This is a genomic window from Nitrospirota bacterium (assembly GCA_035516965.1).
Classification (GTDB): Bacteria; Nitrospirota; UBA9217; order UBA9217; family UBA9217; genus MHEA01.
In genome coordinates this window covers 1-14,730 of the sequence record DATIZR010000085.1, presented here as the reverse complement: position 1 = coordinate 14,730, position 14,730 = coordinate 1, and the positions used below count along the sequence as shown (strand labels likewise).

The following is a 14,730-nucleotide window of genomic DNA, read 5'->3' as shown; positions in this document are numbered from 1 at the left end:
TTGAGCCCGTAGTCGGCCTCAAGGAACTTCAGGACCCGCTCCCAGTCCCCGGTCGTCATGTCGTGGAGCGTTGGAGGAGTAAGCTCGACGTTGTATTTTTTCACGGCCGGATCGAGCGTGATCGTGAGTTCCTTGGCCGCTTTTCTGACTACCTGCTTCCCCGCGCGGGAACGCTCGGGCACAAAGATCTTCAAGTCGCCCCGGATCTCGCTCTGGCAAGCCAGTCTGATACCCGGCCCGTCCAGGGGTTTGATATGCTTCAGCTCGTCGGCCGACGGCACGGGAGGGGAGATGTGAGACATGCTCGAATCGATATTGTCCTTCTCGAAGTAGCCTTCCTCGATGCGAACCTTGCACTTTCCGCAGACCTTCTTGTTGCCGCAGAGCGCTTCGATATCAACGCCCAGGGCCTGGGCTGCCTCGAGGATGGTCTTGCCCTCCTCGATCTCGCCGCGCCTGCCCGCGGGCTGAAATATGACCTTGTGTTTTTTAATCATGCACTTCCTCCAAAGAATAATGATCTGAGAGTCCCACTACGGAGACACGCCCTGCTCTCGTTTATGGCTGCGCTTTCGCAAGAGCAGGCACACCCCGCGTTCTCGGTTCCCCACGACTGCATTCGCGCGCTCTCACTCGTAAGCGCCGGGTGCGGGCTGAGTCACGGAGAGAAGCGAAAGGATAAGAGCTCCGGCAACGTTGAGAAGCATTGCAGGTACGTAACTTAGATTTCACGTCAGAACTTAGTAATGATCTCCTCGTGCAGCCGTGACACCGTTGGTAATTATTTTTTCCCCGCTTTCGTCTTTCCTGCCATAGGGGCATATGTTGATGCAGAGTCCGCAGTTCGGCTTTCCCTCGGTCAGCCGTTTGGTTTTTTTATGGCTCCTGCAGACGCTGAGCCTGACCAGTTCAACGAAAGGCGAGGACCGGGACCATTCCAATCCCGTGATCGCCTTCGATGGGCAGTACTGCACGCACAAAACGCAGTCGCCGCAGAGGCTGTGCTCCATGGGTGCGTCAGGTTCTAACGAAGCGTCCGTCAATACCGTGACCAGCGACAGTCGGGGCCCGAAGTCCGGACTGATCAGGAGTCCGTTCTTCCCGACCCAGCCGATGCCGCAGGATGTTGCCGCCATCTTGTGGTTGAACAGCGAATAGAGCTTCGAAATGAAAGTCCCTTTTCTCCGGTCCGAGTCCGGCGGGATGGCCAGCGTCCGGAACCCCCGGGATTTCAGGAACCGGACGGCGCGCTTCTGGAGCTTCACGAGGAGCGCAAGTGTGTCCTCGTTCAGCCTGCGGTCAACGCCGATGGACACAGCCCTGTCGAGATGGGCGATCTCACCGCTCATATGGCCTTTGAGACAGGCGAACCCGACCACGGCGGCACCGTGGTCGAGCAGCTCATTTCTGAGCAGTTTTTTCATTTCTTTTTCTTTGCTTCGACCTCATCTTTCATCTTCTTGAGAGATTCGACCATGTTGATCGCGTCCTTCAAGGCATTGGTCGCGTCCTTGGCATAGCCGTCGGCGCCGTACTTGTCGGCTACATCCTGGGAAACGGGAGCGCCGCCGATCATGATCTTGACATTGGGGTTCTTTGTCCGGATGTCGTCGATCACCTTTTTCATTCCCGTCATGGTCGTGGTCATCATGGCCGAGAGACAAACGAGGTCCGAGTCGGTCCGGAGCTGCTCGGCCACGAACTTGTCGAGGGGCACGTCGCGTCCGAGGTCGTAGACCGTGAAGCCGGCCACGTCAAACATCATCTTCACGATGTTCTTGCCGATGTCGTGAACGTCGCCTTCCACCGTCCCGATCACAACCGACCCCTTGACGCCGAGATCGAGCTGGGTCACATGGGGCTTCAAGATGTCCAAGCCTGCATACAGCGCGTCGGCGCACATAAGGAGCTCGGGTACGAAATACTCCTGGGACTCAAACATGCGCCCCACCTCGACCATTCCGGAGACCAGACCGTTGAAGATGGCGTCATTGGCATCCAGGCCCTCGGCGAGAGCTTCATTGGACGCCTCTTTGGCCGTGTCCTCGTCGTATGCAATCACAGCGCTCCGTAATTTTGCCAACAGCTCTTGCTTCTTTTCTGCGGTTACCATAGGACTACCTCCTATACTTTCTGACTTCGTCCATCATAGTTTTTATATTCTCGGCCGGAACCGTGGGCCAGATGTCGCACCCGGGCCAGACCGCGCTCACGCCGTCGTCCATGCATTTCTTGATCGTCTTGCGCACCAGGTCCGGCGTTCCCGCCACCAGCACATTGTAGGGATCGTAGTTCCCGAACACGAGCGCCTTGGGGCCGAGTATCTTGCGCGTCTCGGCGATGTCATTCTTCTGGTCCACGCTTATCGCCTTCGCCCCGCTCTCGACCATGAAGGGAACGATATCGTTCGTCTTGCCGCAGATGTGGAGCGCGGTCGGTACGGTGATCTTTGCAATGATCTTCTTGAGGTAGGGCAAAATGAGGCTCTTGAACACGCGGGGGGAGAGCACATCCGAAGTCGCGCCCATCTCCCGGACGGTGATGTAGTCCACGCCGGCCTTTTCGTACTGGCCCGCGACCTGGATGATGACGTCCGACAGCTGGTCGAGCAATTTACCGATCTTGTCGGGCTTTTTGAAGGACAGCTTCAGAAGGTCGTTCAGCTCCATGACCTGCCCCGCGAGCGTGAAGGGCCCCAGGACGTAGGAACCCACGGCGGCCTCGGTCCCGATGTCCTTCTTGAGCATTTTGATCGCTTCCACCATGAGCGGGACTCTGCCGCGCGTGGTGATGTCGGAGGGGATGGAGATCTCCATCTCGGCCTCGTTGTGTATCAGCTTCTTCTTGATCGTGGGGTAGAGTAGGTCCTCGGAATGAGCGTAGACGTTGATCTCGCACCCCATGGCCTCGGCCTCGATGCAGAGATCGAAAGGAGCGACCGCACTCTCGAACCCGAACAGCTTGTACGTCGTGGCCGCCGCCGCGGCCATCATCTTCGCGTCAAGGTGCGTGGCCGCGAACTTCTGGTTGAGCGACTTCAACCCCTCGGTGGTCACGTTGCCCATGCCGCTGAAGCACGGCGGCCGGTCCACTGCCTCGCCGGCAAACAGCTTTAACACCCGTTCTCTTGCATTCATTGTCGTCATGCATCCTCCTTACAGTTTCAAAGTCAGTCCGAAATTGCAGAATTTCATTTTAACCCCGGAGTCACACCACGGCACTCGCGCGTTCGCACTCGTAAGCACCGGGTGCAGGCGGAGGCACGGAGAAAAACGAAGGTTCAGGCCGCTCACTTTTATAACGGGAGTTCAGCCTCATCTTTTAATGCTTTTCTCCCTGTCTCTGTGTATCCGTGGTGAAGAAGATTATTTTCTTGCTGCTCCCGCGGTCAGTTTTCCCAGGAATTCCGAAAAGTACTTCTTGATCGGGAGATTGGGATTGTCCGAGATCTTTTGCGTTTCGTCATAGACCAGTGTGGAAAGCAGGACGTGCGCTGCTGCCACTGCCGGGATGATCCGCGGCATCGTTACGATGGGGCCGCAGAAATTGAAATCGCTCCACAGCGCCGAAGCCATGCCCTGAATCACGGCGTCCATGGCCTTGAACCCGTCGAGGCTCCAGATGGTCTTCGCCTCCTTCCACATGTGCGTACCGTTCGAATAGGCTCCGCCGCAGGGGAGGCCGAGCTTTTCCTTGATCATCCGGTTTGCGACGAGCGAGAACGACGTTGCGGGCAGATTCATGACCGAGGTGTCGACGATGACGGTCTCGAAGCTGTTCGCGCCCTGGGCGAGGATCGTTTCCAGGGACTTGAGCCGGCCGGCCGGCGACTGGTCGGCGTCGTCGAAGGCCTGTACCACGACATGCTTGATCCCGAGGTCTTTGAGCTTTTGGATCTGGCCCTTGATGTCCTTGTCCCAGGGCGTGATGCTGTTATAGAGGAACTTGTCCTGCAGTCCCAGTTTGGCTACATATTCCGTGGCCTGCGCGCGTTTTTCCGCGACCCACATGTCGATGCCGAAAGGCATGGTGGTCGTCTCGCGATAAAAGTCGATATAGATCTTCGCCTCTTCCGGCGAGTTAGCCACCATGGCCACCATGGACGGAATTCCGGTGGAGGCCGAAAGCTGCTCCATCGTTTTGATGAGATCCGCGGCCTTTGCGCGGTCGAAATTCCCTTTCCGGTCGGTCACGATCCGGTCCTTGTTGTGGAACATGGATGCGATCTGAAGCGGCGGGTTCTCGCCGGGCTGTCCCCCGACCTTGATCCCGGCGAGGTTGAAGACTTTCTGATCTTTTTTAAATTGAAACATCGGCAATCCCCTTTAATTGTTATGCGCGAAATCCGTCTCTGGACATAGTGGTGTCCACCACGGTGTGTCCCGCAACGCGGACCGGTGGATATCTCTTTGTTGCTTCCGGCTCGAAGCCGTGTTCCGTATGAGTCCGAAAAACGGGGGAGCCTTCGAACCGCTCCCCCGTCGATAGTATTGGGTTAGAATACACCGTGGTCGAATTTGGGTTGCGGCAGGTACTCCCACTTCTCGCCCTTCCGGAACTTGGCCTCGATATCGAGGACCTTCAGGGCATATTCGAAGGCGTAGGGGATGCCGGGTCCGCCGGGCACGAAGCCCCCGAGGATCATGCCGACCGAGGCAGCCTCGAAGATTTCGCCGGTGGTCGCACCCGCGTTGATCGCGGGTATCACATGGATGATGCAGCGCGGCGAACAATAGGCAACGCCGCCGGACATGAACATCAGCTCCTTGTGCTTGCGCGACAGGGCGCCGTCGCCGAAGATGCTGGCGTAGAAATCGGCAAAGGTCCTGCCCGGCTCCGGCGTCACGGTGTTGATGATCTGGAACATGCGTGGCACGAACCCGCACTGCTTCTTCATGTACTCATTGACTTCTTCCACGGTCATTTTCTTGTCTGCCATTTTTGTTACCTCCCCTTGTGTGGACGCTTTCTGCGCCCCGAAGAACAGTTTCTTCAATTCATCCAAAATACCCACGAAGGAAACCTCCTTTCGCTTCTTTCGCGAAACCGAACCGCATCACCTCCTTCTTTTACCCCGGTAGAGAAAACCGCCGGCTCAAATCGCTGGTCGATACTTCTCAACAGAGAGGAACAGTAGAAAGCCTCATACACGGGGCGATCAAGAACGTGTTCTCGAACGGGTTTACCGTTTCCACTCCAGCGCCACGTCGTGGAACTTCCGGAGATTCTCGTAGGGAATCGTCGGCGGGATGTCGCACCCGGGCACCAGGATGAACCCGCCGTCCGAACCAGCGACCTCGATGAGCTCGCGGCAGGCCTTCTCCACCCCCGCCACGTCCTGGTTGAGCAACACGTGCACCGGCGCGACGTTGCCCCCGTAGCTCATTTTTCCCTGCAGCGCCTCCTTGGCCTTGGCGATGTCCACTTTCTGGTCGAAGAAGATCGTGCTCGCCCCCGTGGGCGGGAACAGGTCCAGCCGGTCGCTGGTGTTCCCGCAGATGTGCAGGATCGAGTGCACGCCCTTGGCCTTGGCCCAGCCGGTGAGCTTCTTCAGTCCCGGCACCGCGAAGCGCTCCATCTGCTTCCTGTTGATCAGATCTCCCGAGGCGGTCGGATCGGCGATGCTGAGGCACTCGATGCCGTCCTTGACCAGCGGCTCGTAGAGATGGATCAGCAGGTCGGCGCAGAAATCGACCATCTTCTCGACGAATGCCGGCTTCTTGAAGGTCGCCTTCATGAACTGCTCTTCGCCGCAGAAGCGCGCCGCGAGGGTGAACGGCCCCCAGCAGGTCATTGTCACAAGGTAGGTGTCGCCGATCTTCTTCTTGACGCGCCGCGTCGCCTCGAGCACCGTCTGGACGACCGGCTCCTTGTGTACGTCGGCGATGTCGAGCTTCGCCAGGTCCTCCTCGGAGTTGATGAAGTGGGTGGTCATGTCGGGAGCGCCCATCTCGCGGTACTTCATCCCGACCCCGAAGGCCTTGCCGAGCGCCGAGGCGTGGAAGTTGTTAAAGCCTGAGCCGACGTAGACGACGTCGCTTCGGATTCGCGCCGCCTCCGCCACGCACATATCGGCCATCTTCTGCGGATCGTGGGCGAGCGCCTCGAAGGTCGTCCCGTAGTCCTTGATCGACCACATACCCGCACCGAAGAGGGTCACGGGAATCCGGTCGCCCTTGGAGCCCTCAAATGCCTTGAGTATTACTTCCTTTGGTTTCATAGCGTCTCCCTTCGTACCGAGTGGAATACCACCATCAGACCGCGATGCTGTGGATGGTTTGTTTGAATTTTTCGAGATCCAGGGGCATCCCGACCGTGGGCGAATCGTCCTGGTCGCCGCCCACGAACAGGATAGGCAGGTCGGGCGCAACGGCCTTGATGATCTGCACTGCATCCTCCGCGGAAAGACCAAAGGGCTCCGAATCAACGATGATGAAGTCGTACCGGCTGCGCATGACCATCTGGACCGCGCGGGCAGGGTGTTCGATGATGTCCACCCTATACCCCTCGTCTCTCAGGGGCCCGTAGAGGCTTTTGATCAGGATGGGATTGGAGGAGCAGAGAATGATGTCTTTCATAACAGCAGAAATAGTTGCAACTGCAATGCCAGGAAGCAAAGGGACGGGTTAAGAAGAAGGCAGATGCTTTTGCCGTCGTTTTTCGCCCCAACGCGGTAAGCGGCTTTGGATGTTCAAGTCTGATGCCTTGGAATCAACGGAAATTGCAGGCATTTTTTTCTGTCATCCCACAGATATCTTTCAGGAATTGAATCGGCAGACAGGAGCAAGCACAGCAACAGCAGCGGAAAAGTTTTAAAGCTGTGGATTAGGATTATCTCCAGTAACAGAGTAGTTGAAAAATTCCCCAGCCTGCGAGGTATATTGCCTCACATTCCTGAAGCAGCACAGTATTTTTTGAATGGTCATTCCTGCGACTTTATTCCGACTGCATTCACTATTTCGCTCACCGAGTCGGACCGGTTCATGGTGTAAAAGTGGAGATAATTCACGCCGTGCCTCACCAGATCCTCGCACTGTCTGACGGCGAATTCCACGCCCAGTTTTCGTATCTCCTCGGGCATGTCCATCACGGGTTCCATCCTGTCCAGAATATCCCTCGGCACCGTTGTATTGCAGAAGCTAGCGAACTCCGTGACCTTTTTGCAGTCCACGATCGGCATGATGCCGGGCAGGATCGGTATGGTGATCCCCTGCTTCGCGGCACGGTCCTGAAAGTCGTAGTAGTAGCGATTGTCGAAGAACATCTGAGTGATGGCAAAGTCCGCGCCGGCATCGATCTTTTCCTTCGTATATTCCATGTCCTTCTCGATGTTCGGCGACTGAGGGTGTCCTTCGGGGTAGACAGCCACTGCAATGGAGAAAGAGCCGGTTTTGTTGATGAAATCCACGAGGTCCCGGCCGTACCTGAACTCGCCCTTTGTCGGGTCGAAGTCGGGAACGCTCTTCGGCTCGTCGCCCCGCAGGGCGAGGATGTTGTCGATCCCCCGTGCCTCGTACTCCTCCAGGAGCGCGCGCAGAGAAGTCTTCGTTGCGCCGATGCCGGTGAGGTGCGACATCACCGGAAGGTCTGTTTCCTCCTTGATCCATGTGAGGGTATTGAGCGTCCTATCCCGTGTGGTGCCGCCTGCCCCGTAGGTCACGGAAACATACAGGGGATCATAGGCCCTGAGCCTGTTGACCACCTTCATAAAGGCATTTTTTCCCTCTGCGGATTTAGGCGGGAAAAATTCCAGGGCGAAGCCGCGTTCGTTCTTTCGGAGGATATCCTTGATCTTCATGGCGGCCTCCTTTCATCATATTATCCCTCTTTCGGGGACGAATGTCGCCACCCTGAACTTGCGATTTCTGCCCGTGGCATCGTCATTGCAAGATCCAAGATATTTGAGGCAAGAAGAACCGTTCACCGCGAAGACGCCAGGGACGCAGAAAGAAGCTGAGGAAGTATTTTTCCACAGACTGCACAGATTGACGCAGACCAAGTCTTTAAAGACAGGATTCAGGGCTGGTTTTAAAATCTGTGTAAACTGCTTACGGATTTTAACTTTCCCTGTATCTCTGTGATTAACATGCTTCAGGTTCGATCGGTTCACGATGAGGTTGATCGCATGAAAACAACGGTAGTGTGCGGACTCCTGGGCGCGGGAAAGACCACGTTCATAAGGAACTTCGTGAAAAGGGGAGGCGGGAAGACCGTCGTACTGGTAAATGACTTCGGCGCGGCCGGCATCGACGGGGAGATCTTCTCCGCAGGCGGCATCGAGACCATTGAACTGCCGAGCGGGTGCGTGTGCTGCACGCTCAAGTTCGACCTTATCACGACGATCCAGAAGATCATGCGGGAGTTCTCCCCGGAGCATCTGGTGATCGAGCCCTCCGGCGTGGCTTCCGCCTCGGGGGTGCTCGAGGCGGTCTCGAGCGCGGGAATCGGCAGCGCAACCGTGATCGGCATCATCGATGCCACGGAGTTCACCGAGCTCTATGATTCGGGCATGTACGGCAGCTTCTTCGAGGACCAGATCTCGAACGCCGACATAATCCTGGTGAACAAGACCGACCTCGCCCCGGAAGAGCAGATAGTCGAAGCCATGGACCGCATCGAGGCCATCAACCCCCGGGCAATACAGTTCAGGACAGCGAATGCTCTCGTCCCGGTCCCCCTGGTTGATCCTCTTTTCGCGGGGGAGCGGGCGGCGGGGAAGGGAATGAAAAGCAGGGCCGTCGGAGGCCCGCAGGAGCATTTTCATTTTGACACCCTGTCGTTCAGGCTGAACGGCGAAACCACGCTTGCTCATTTTTCAGACTTTTTTGCCGATCTTGCACAAGGGCGGTACGGCGACGTGGCGAGGGCAAAGGCCCTGATCCGTTCGGAAGAAGGTCCCTATCGTTTTGACAGCGTGTTCGGCAGGGTAGATAGGATACGCTTTGAACAGGACATCAAGGAAAGCAGGCTGGTGGTCATTGGCGAAGGGCTGGACAAACAGGCGATAGAGAAAACGCTGCCAAGAGGTCTGTGTGAAGGTACGCAGAAGACGGCGTCGCGGGGGTCTAAGACGTGCACTGATGACTATGGCTCGGATTCGAACTTGTAGCCGACGCCATATACAGACTGGATGAGCTTCGTTTCCGGGTCGACAGCTTCAAGTTTCCTCCGCAATTTTTTTATATGGCCGTCGATCGTGCGGTCGCTTACGAATCGGTCGTCGGGGTAAATTTTTTCCATGAGTTGCTGGCGGTTATATATCCGCCCCGGGTTGATGACGAGGACCTGCAGCAACTTGAATTCCACGGCCGTGAGGCCCAGGTCCTGCCCCCGAAGCGCGGCCCGGTAGCGATGTTCATCCAGAACGAGTCCGTGCGCCTGAAAGGTCTTTCCGTCGTGAGCCCGCCTGAGGACTGCTTTGACCCGCGCAACGACCTCGCGCGGGCTGAAAGGCTTGCAGATGTAGTCGTCGGCCCCGAGTTCAAGCCCGAGTAAGCGGTCGATCTCCTCAACCTTCGCCGTCACCATGATGACCGGGACCCGGGAGAAGGTCCGGACTTCCCGGCAGATATCCATCCCGTCGCGTCCCGGCAGCATCAGGTCGAGGAGCACGAGATCCGGCTTGTGCTCCCTGATCCAGGGCACCGCCTCGGTTCCGTTCGACAGCGAAAATGGCTCGAACCCGGAGGTCTTCAGGTAGTCGACGAGCAGGTTCGCCAGCTTCGCCTCGTCCTCAACAATGAGAATCTTCCCGTTCATGCGCTCCTTACAATGATCGGGAACGTGACCCTGATCAGTAACCCGCCCAGCGGAGAGGGATGGGCGGAGATCGTTCCCTCATGGGCTTCAACGATCTTTTTGCTGATTGCCAGGCCAAGCCCCGCCCCGCCTGAAGTCCGGCTTCGAGACCCTTCCACACGGTAGAGACGCTCGAACAATCTGTCCAACTCTTCCTTCGGCACGCCCGGCGTAGAATCCTGGAATACAATACTGACCTGCCCCTCAGGGAACGCAAGGCCGATCACGAGATCTCCTCCCGGGTCAGTGTATCTCAGGGAATTTTCGAGCATGTTCGTGAAAAGCTGGTTCAGCCGCTCCCTGTCGGCGAACACCATGATCCCGCACTCCCGGGATATATCCTCGGTGACCTTGATCCCCTTCCGGCCGAACTCCGTTCGATAGGACTCCAGGGAGTCCCTGAGCACCCGGGCGAGATCAAGATTCTCCTTCCGGTAGGTCAGGGCGCCGATATCGGACAGGGAAAGCTGGTAGAGGTCATCCACGAGACGGTTCAGGCGCATCGCCTCTGCGTGAAGCGATTGGATCGCTTCCGGAGTGACCGTACGGATCCCGTCCAGGAGCGCCTCAAGTTCGCCCCGCAGCACGGCAACGGGTGTCCGCAGTTCATGGGAGATGTCGGCAACCCATTGACGCCGCGCCTGTTCATTCTTCTCAAGGGTCAGCGCCAGAGTGTTAAAGTCACGGGCAAGCTGCCCCAACTCATCCAGAGAACCGACCGGAACGCGGACCGAATAATTTCCGGAAGCAAGATCACCGGTTGCCGCGGTCATGGCCCTGATCGGACGTACCAGACGCTTTGCCAGCGGGAGCGAAAATATCATGACCGCCAGGACCATCCCGCCTGCAGCAAGGATGAGAGCTGATTTCTGCTGTTTGAGAAACTGAAGCTGGTGGGGGTTAAGAAATTGTTTTGGAGGCAGGAACCCTATATAGCCCACGGTCTTCCCGTTCTGGATAACGGGTCTGAAGTCCGCCCCTTCCGCCTCCTCGATCTTCCCGAAGACCGGCTTTCGCTCTGCGTCCAGAACGATAAAGGGCCATCGTGAACGGCGACCACGCCTCGGGCCCTGCGGCAGGGGCGGCATCTCCTTGCCATCTTCAATTATTTTCGATGGAGCATCTGCTGCATCGTCAGACCTCACACTCATGAGGCTTCCTATCCAGAGTCTCGGGTTGTCTCTCAGGAAATCCCAGTTCCCGTGCTCGCTATAGGCCTCTTCCAGATTGCCGGCCATCTGCTCCAGTCTGCTCTGGTCCAGGGTTTTGAGGTACTGATAAAAACCCTGGTCGATATTCCAGCGCATGATCAAAAACAGGGAAAGGATCGCCAGGCCCGTGGCGGCCAGGATGGAGAGAAACAGCCGGTAGGTAATGCCGATTTTCATCGTGTCTTATACCTCGCAATAGTTCGCCCACTTGAATTGTAATGCATTGTGACCCATGGTCAAGGGGAAAAAACAGTACGGATGCATTTTCTCAATTCCTTCATATTTGTGCCATATTTGGTTGTTAATGTATGGCCAGGAAAACGGCAGTACCGAATGCCGAACTTAAAAGGAGGTTTCTATGAAAAGGATTTTAGCGGGTCTATTGTTAGGCTTTGTTGTTCTGGTTATCGCCTCACATGATGCTTCTGCGCAGACATGCGGTTGCTCGGACGGCTCGGGGAAAAGTTTCCGGGGAGAGGGCACGCCCATGATATCGCCGATGCGGCATGAAGGCATGCCCATGATGAGGAGAGAGCATCATCATATGTGGAGAACTCTCATGAGTCTCGGTCTTGATGAAAAGCAGAAGGAGGCTGTAAGGGAGATCAAGAGCAGGGTGATGAAAGATACCGTCAGGAAGAGGGCCGATCTCGAAGTGGCCAGGATCGATTTGAGGGATCTTCTTCGTAAGGACCAGGTGGATATGACCGCGGTGGAAGCAACGCTTGCAAAAATGGCGTCGCTCCAAACGGACATCCGCCTCTCCCACATTAAGGCCAGTCAGGAGATCAAGACAAAACTGACGCCGGAGCAGAGGAAAAAATTCAAGGAGATGCTTGAAATGGGCCCCGGGACCGAAAGAATGAAGCATGACGGCAGGCGAATGACTCCACCGGCCGAGAAGAAAGAAGGGGCGCTGCAGGGTAAGGAGCAAGAGCACTCCTGACGCTGCAAGATGAGGCAGGCTTCAACAAGGTGTTTGGATCGCATCGTGCCCTGTGCACATTCAGGGTGCCGATAGTATGTCGGCACCTCTTTTTTTTAATATGTTGAGAAGGGACGGGTGATGGATGTGAATATCTTTTACCTTGATTACGCGGTTCTTCTGATCGCTTTTCTTGTCGTGGCGTATGACCTGCTCAAGGCCCCGGACGACGAGAATCGAAATGTCGGTCGCAGGAGATGAAAGTCTTAGGACGGTTTTCTCAGGGAGATGATATCCCGGATAAGGGCGCAGCGTCACGCGGACATCTAAAAGAGCAGGCTTTGTAATGAAGAGAATACATCGAGTAGGCCGTGTTGACTGATCTGGAACAGAGTTAGGCGTGGGTAAACGGGCAGGCAGAGGAGACGGCATAATTACCTTTGCCTGCCTGTTTGCTCCCTCCTGATCTTAAGCTATTAAATCAATATTGCCGACGTTGATCTGGGGCTGTGCTGAGTACTGACTGGCGGCATTAGCGACGGAAGACACGGTCGTACCTGTATTGCTTTTTGGATCGGAGTTGGAATTAGCCACCTTGTGATGGTGATGGTGGTGATGGCCTTGCGCTCCCTGGGTCAGACCGGCCAGATCATTCTTGAACTGATTCATGGCCTTCTGCAGGGCATCTTGTGACAGGGTGACCTGGTCCTGGCTCCCCGAATTCTTCGCATCCTCAACAGCCTTGATGTCATTCTGTAGATTCTTAAAGTCATCGGTCAAAGTGCTCAAGTATTGAGTACTGCCGGTGCTGCCGATTGATTGAACGGACATTGTTATCACCTCCTTTCTGTTGTTAGTTGTAGAGCATGAAGCAAATTCTATGCCGACAAGGGAAGGCTTGAAAACCTTTGATAATGATCACAACGGTCACGTCGCTATCGATAGTGATCGGACCGTCGCGGGAAAATATTTCACGATCCGGGGTCAAGGGGGAAATATTTTCCTTGCTTTCGACCACGGACCAATGAGAAAAAAAGGAATTTTCCGCAAACCAGGAGGAATGACGTGAGTAGCGGAGAGGTGCTTGTCATCGACGATGACAAATCAACGAGAGATAGTCTCCGGATCTTTTTAGAATTTGAGGGATATATCGTCAGTACCTGCGAGAGTGGTGCAGCCGCTCTCGATCTGATACGAAAAAAGCACTTTGAAATACTCCTGATCGACTATCGCATGCCGGAGATGAATGGTGATGAGTTAACCAGGTGGCTTCGTCCTCTCTGTCCCGAGGCATTTATCCTCGGCATCAGCATCGAATCGAACGAGCAGGCTTTCTTACGGGCGGGTGCAGATGCCTTTCTCGGCAAGCGCGAATTGGTTCAAAAACTGATTCCACTTTTAAAGGATCGAACACAAGGTTAGAAGTGTCATCGCTATCGCTTCTCGCAATCGGTTATAGAGCGGCTATAGCCAGGAGGAGGAACAGGATATGAAGAAATTCACGGTATATGCGCTCATCTTGATTTCTTTTTCGGCGCTCTTCGCTCTGGTAACGGTGTCCGTGTATGGACAACAGGGCTTCGGACGCTTCGGCGGGAGAGGGGGATCGCGGGGAGAAGGAAAGCAGAGCTACGATCCATCCAGGGCTGAGGTCGTGAGCGGTGAGGTCTCTTCGGTGAAAGATATTGAGACAAAGAACGGCAAGATGAGCGGTGCCGGGCTCGAACTCATCACATCCGGCGGGCAGCTTCTCGTTTTTCTTGGCCCCCATGTATATGTTGACTTACAGAATATCCGGATCAGTGTGGGCGATAAAGTTGATATTAAGGGCGTCAAGACCGCGGCAGACGGGCAAGCCTTGTTTATTGCCGGCGAGGTGAGAAAGGGCGATGAAGTGTTAAAGCTCCGCGATGACAAGGGCGTGCCTCTTTGGGCCGGCAATAAACAACAGGGAGGCAGGTAGTGCGAATATAACATTGAACAAAAAAAGGTCTATAAATATGGTATGAATATTCGTGAAAATCTCCAAAAGGCCGTGAAGTCATTCTCCGTAGAAGTCCTTGCGATGTGGCTCGCATCCCGGGATCGGTGCGTCCGCTGGTATGTGAAGCTGATCCTTTTGTTTGCCATCGCCTACGTGGTGTCGCCGTACGACTTGATCAACGATAGGGTGCCGTTCTGGGGTCAAGTCGACGACATCGTTGTTCTCAGGATCAGTTATGTGATCTGCAGAAAGATCATCGACCCCGTTATCCTTGACGACTGCAGGGAGCGGGCAACCAGATTTCTCGATGCCGGCACAGCCAACAAGCTTCGCTTTATCGCAGCTTTGATCCTGGTCTGGGGCTTTGTGATCTTCTTGATCGCCAAGTACCTGGTGCACAAAATAGGGAAATTATAATTTATTAATCTGTGGCTGGCAGGTTCATGATTCAACGAGACTGCTGACAATGACTAAAGATAAGGACGGGATCCTCAAATGACTAAGAATGAAAATAATAAACATAATATGTCCAATCATATATTGCCAACATCTTCAAACTTGCTAGGGCTATGTTTTGTGATCCTCAGCTTTATAAAATTATCGAAAGTAGCAAATGAGACCATCATCGATGAGATATCCGCGGTAGCGATAGTTCTTTTCTTTGCCTCTAGTCGTAAGCTTCCCTAAAAAAGAGACATGCTAAAAGTAGAGCTTTCTGGCATTATATGGACGCCAGGAGGTTCTCATGAAAAGCTCGAGATTCACCGAAACACAGATCATCGCGATCCTCAAAGAAGCAGATGCCGGGGTGC

Annotated in this window: 17 protein-coding genes; 5 read left to right on the top strand and 12 right to left on the bottom strand. The window is 55.2% G+C overall.

Features of this window, described 5'->3' with window-relative positions:
• The 9 genes from VL197_12780 to metF form a co-directional block, all read right to left on the bottom strand.
• On the bottom strand, positions 1 to 497 hold a 497-nt coding region (locus VL197_12780), incomplete at its 3' end, for a 2Fe-2S iron-sulfur cluster-binding protein (GenBank protein HUJ18855.1).
• 243 nt (positions 498 to 740) lie between these two features.
• On the bottom strand, positions 741 to 1,424 hold the full coding sequence (locus tag VL197_12775; GenBank protein HUJ18854.1) for a 4Fe-4S double cluster binding domain-containing protein: 684 nt from the start codon (positions 1,422 to 1,424) through the stop codon (positions 741 to 743).
• Positions 1,421 to 2,113, bottom strand: coding sequence for a cobalamin-dependent protein (locus VL197_12770; protein HUJ18853.1), 693 nt, complete (start codon positions 2,111 to 2,113; stop codon positions 1,421 to 1,423). The genes VL197_12775 and VL197_12770 overlap by 4 nt, the downstream gene beginning before the upstream one ends.
• Positions 2,114 to 2,117: 4 nt before the next feature.
• On the bottom strand, positions 2,118 to 3,146 hold the full coding sequence (locus VL197_12765; GenBank protein HUJ18852.1) for an MtaA/CmuA family methyltransferase: 1,029 nt from the start codon (positions 3,144 to 3,146) through the stop codon (positions 2,118 to 2,120).
• 219 nt (positions 3,147 to 3,365) lie between these two features.
• Positions 3,366 to 4,313: a tetrahydromethanopterin S-methyltransferase subunit H gene (locus tag VL197_12760; GenBank protein ID HUJ18851.1), complete on the bottom strand. Its 948-nt coding sequence runs from the start codon at positions 4,311 to 4,313 to the stop codon at positions 3,366 to 3,368.
• A gap of 182 nt (positions 4,314 to 4,495) precedes the next feature.
• Positions 4,496 to 4,939 carry a carboxymuconolactone decarboxylase family protein gene (locus VL197_12755; GenBank protein HUJ18850.1) on the bottom strand — a complete coding sequence of 148 codons (444 nt, stop codon included), beginning with the start codon at positions 4,937 to 4,939 and terminating at the stop codon, positions 4,496 to 4,498.
• 243 nt (positions 4,940 to 5,182) lie between these two features.
• Entirely contained in the window at positions 5,183 to 6,220 is a 1,038-nt protein-coding gene (locus VL197_12750) for a uroporphyrinogen decarboxylase family protein (protein ID HUJ18849.1), read from the bottom strand.
• Positions 6,221 to 6,254: 34 nt separating this feature from the next.
• Entirely contained in the window at positions 6,255 to 6,578 is a 324-nt protein-coding gene (locus VL197_12745; protein HUJ18848.1) for a hypothetical protein, read from the bottom strand.
• A 344-nt stretch (positions 6,579 to 6,922) separates the two neighbouring features.
• Positions 6,923 to 7,798, bottom strand: a complete 876-nt coding sequence (gene metF, locus VL197_12740) for a methylenetetrahydrofolate reductase [NAD(P)H] (GenBank protein ID HUJ18847.1) — start codon at positions 7,796 to 7,798, stop codon at positions 6,923 to 6,925.
• A gap of 327 nt (positions 7,799 to 8,125) precedes the next feature.
• On the opposite strand from metF, the gene VL197_12735 reads away from it, so the two are divergent.
• Positions 8,126 to 9,109, top strand: coding sequence for a GTP-binding protein (locus VL197_12735; GenBank protein HUJ18846.1), 984 nt, complete (start codon positions 8,126 to 8,128; stop codon positions 9,107 to 9,109).
• Here VL197_12735 and VL197_12730 read toward each other — a convergent pair.
• Together VL197_12730 and VL197_12725 are read right to left on the bottom strand one after the other, a co-directional pair.
• Positions 9,085 to 9,759 carry a response regulator gene (locus VL197_12730; GenBank protein HUJ18845.1) on the bottom strand — a complete coding sequence of 225 codons (675 nt, stop codon included), beginning with the start codon at positions 9,757 to 9,759 and terminating at the stop codon, positions 9,085 to 9,087. The two genes, VL197_12735 and VL197_12730, sit on opposite strands and share 25 nt — an antisense overlap.
• A complete protein-coding gene (locus VL197_12725; GenBank protein ID HUJ18844.1) occupies positions 9,756 to 11,186 on the bottom strand; it encodes an ATP-binding protein in 1,431 nt (476 codons plus the stop codon). Before VL197_12725 ends, VL197_12730 begins: the two co-directional genes overlap by 4 nt.
• Before the next feature lie 181 nt (positions 11,187 to 11,367).
• Between VL197_12725 and VL197_12720 the strand changes: the two genes are divergently transcribed.
• Positions 11,368 to 11,955, top strand: a complete 588-nt coding sequence (locus VL197_12720) for a periplasmic heavy metal sensor (protein ID HUJ18843.1) — start codon at positions 11,368 to 11,370, stop codon at positions 11,953 to 11,955.
• A gap of 447 nt (positions 11,956 to 12,402) precedes the next feature.
• On the opposite strand, the gene VL197_12715 is transcribed toward VL197_12720, so the two are convergent.
• Positions 12,403 to 12,765, bottom strand: coding sequence for a hypothetical protein (locus VL197_12715; protein HUJ18842.1), 363 nt, complete (start codon positions 12,763 to 12,765; stop codon positions 12,403 to 12,405).
• Positions 12,766 to 12,999: 234 nt separating this feature from the next.
• Here VL197_12715 and VL197_12710 point away from each other — a divergent pair, with 234 nt between their 5' ends.
• From VL197_12710 to VL197_12700, 3 genes are all read left to right on the top strand, one after another.
• Positions 13,000 to 13,356, top strand: a complete 357-nt coding sequence (locus VL197_12710; protein HUJ18841.1) for a response regulator — start codon at positions 13,000 to 13,002, stop codon at positions 13,354 to 13,356.
• 67 nt (positions 13,357 to 13,423) lie between these two features.
• Positions 13,424 to 13,897 (top strand): DNA-binding protein, encoded by a 474-nt coding sequence (locus VL197_12705; GenBank protein ID HUJ18840.1) that lies wholly within the window; start codon positions 13,424 to 13,426, stop codon positions 13,895 to 13,897.
• Positions 13,898 to 13,939: 42 nt separating this feature from the next.
• Entirely contained in the window at positions 13,940 to 14,335 is a 396-nt protein-coding gene (locus VL197_12700) for a DUF1232 domain-containing protein (GenBank protein HUJ18839.1), read from the top strand.
• Positions 14,336 to 14,730: the final 395 nt, after the last annotated feature.

What these genes read in the sequence shown, in the direction of transcription:
- VL197_12765 (HUJ18852.1), bottom strand. Translation starts at nt 3,146, where the DNA reads ATGACGACAATGAATGCAAGAGAACGGGTGTTAAAGCTGTTTGCCGGC.
- VL197_12760 (HUJ18851.1), bottom strand. Translation starts at nt 4,313, where the DNA reads ATGTTTCAATTTAAAAAAGATCAGAAAGTCTTCAACCTCGCCGGGATC.
- VL197_12715 (HUJ18842.1), bottom strand. Translation starts at nt 12,765, where the DNA reads ATGTCCGTTCAATCAATCGGCAGCACCGGCAGTACTCAATACTTGAGC.
- VL197_12735 (HUJ18846.1), top strand. Translation starts at nt 8,126, where the DNA reads ATGAAAACAACGGTAGTGTGCGGACTCCTGGGCGCGGGAAAGACCACG.
- metF (HUJ18847.1), bottom strand. Translation starts at nt 7,798, where the DNA reads ATGAAGATCAAGGATATCCTCCGAAAGAACGAACGCGGCTTCGCCCTG.
- VL197_12755 (HUJ18850.1), bottom strand. Translation starts at nt 4,939, where the DNA reads ATGGCAGACAAGAAAATGACCGTGGAAGAAGTCAATGAGTACATGAAG.
- VL197_12750 (HUJ18849.1), bottom strand. Translation starts at nt 6,220, where the DNA reads ATGAAACCAAAGGAAGTAATACTCAAGGCATTTGAGGGCTCCAAGGGC.
- VL197_12775 (HUJ18854.1), bottom strand. Translation starts at nt 1,424, where the DNA reads ATGAAAAAACTGCTCAGAAATGAGCTGCTCGACCACGGTGCCGCCGTG.
- VL197_12770 (HUJ18853.1), bottom strand. Translation starts at nt 2,113, where the DNA reads ATGGTAACCGCAGAAAAGAAGCAAGAGCTGTTGGCAAAATTACGGAGC.
- VL197_12705 (HUJ18840.1), top strand. Translation starts at nt 13,424, where the DNA reads ATGAAGAAATTCACGGTATATGCGCTCATCTTGATTTCTTTTTCGGCG.
- VL197_12700 (HUJ18839.1), top strand. Translation starts at nt 13,940, where the DNA reads ATGAATATTCGTGAAAATCTCCAAAAGGCCGTGAAGTCATTCTCCGTA.
- VL197_12725 (HUJ18844.1), bottom strand. Translation starts at nt 11,186, where the DNA reads ATGAAAATCGGCATTACCTACCGGCTGTTTCTCTCCATCCTGGCCGCC.
- VL197_12745 (HUJ18848.1), bottom strand. Translation starts at nt 6,578, where the DNA reads ATGAAAGACATCATTCTCTGCTCCTCCAATCCCATCCTGATCAAAAGC.
- VL197_12720 (HUJ18843.1), top strand. Translation starts at nt 11,368, where the DNA reads ATGAAAAGGATTTTAGCGGGTCTATTGTTAGGCTTTGTTGTTCTGGTT.
- VL197_12730 (HUJ18845.1), bottom strand. Translation starts at nt 9,759, where the DNA reads ATGAACGGGAAGATTCTCATTGTTGAGGACGAGGCGAAGCTGGCGAAC.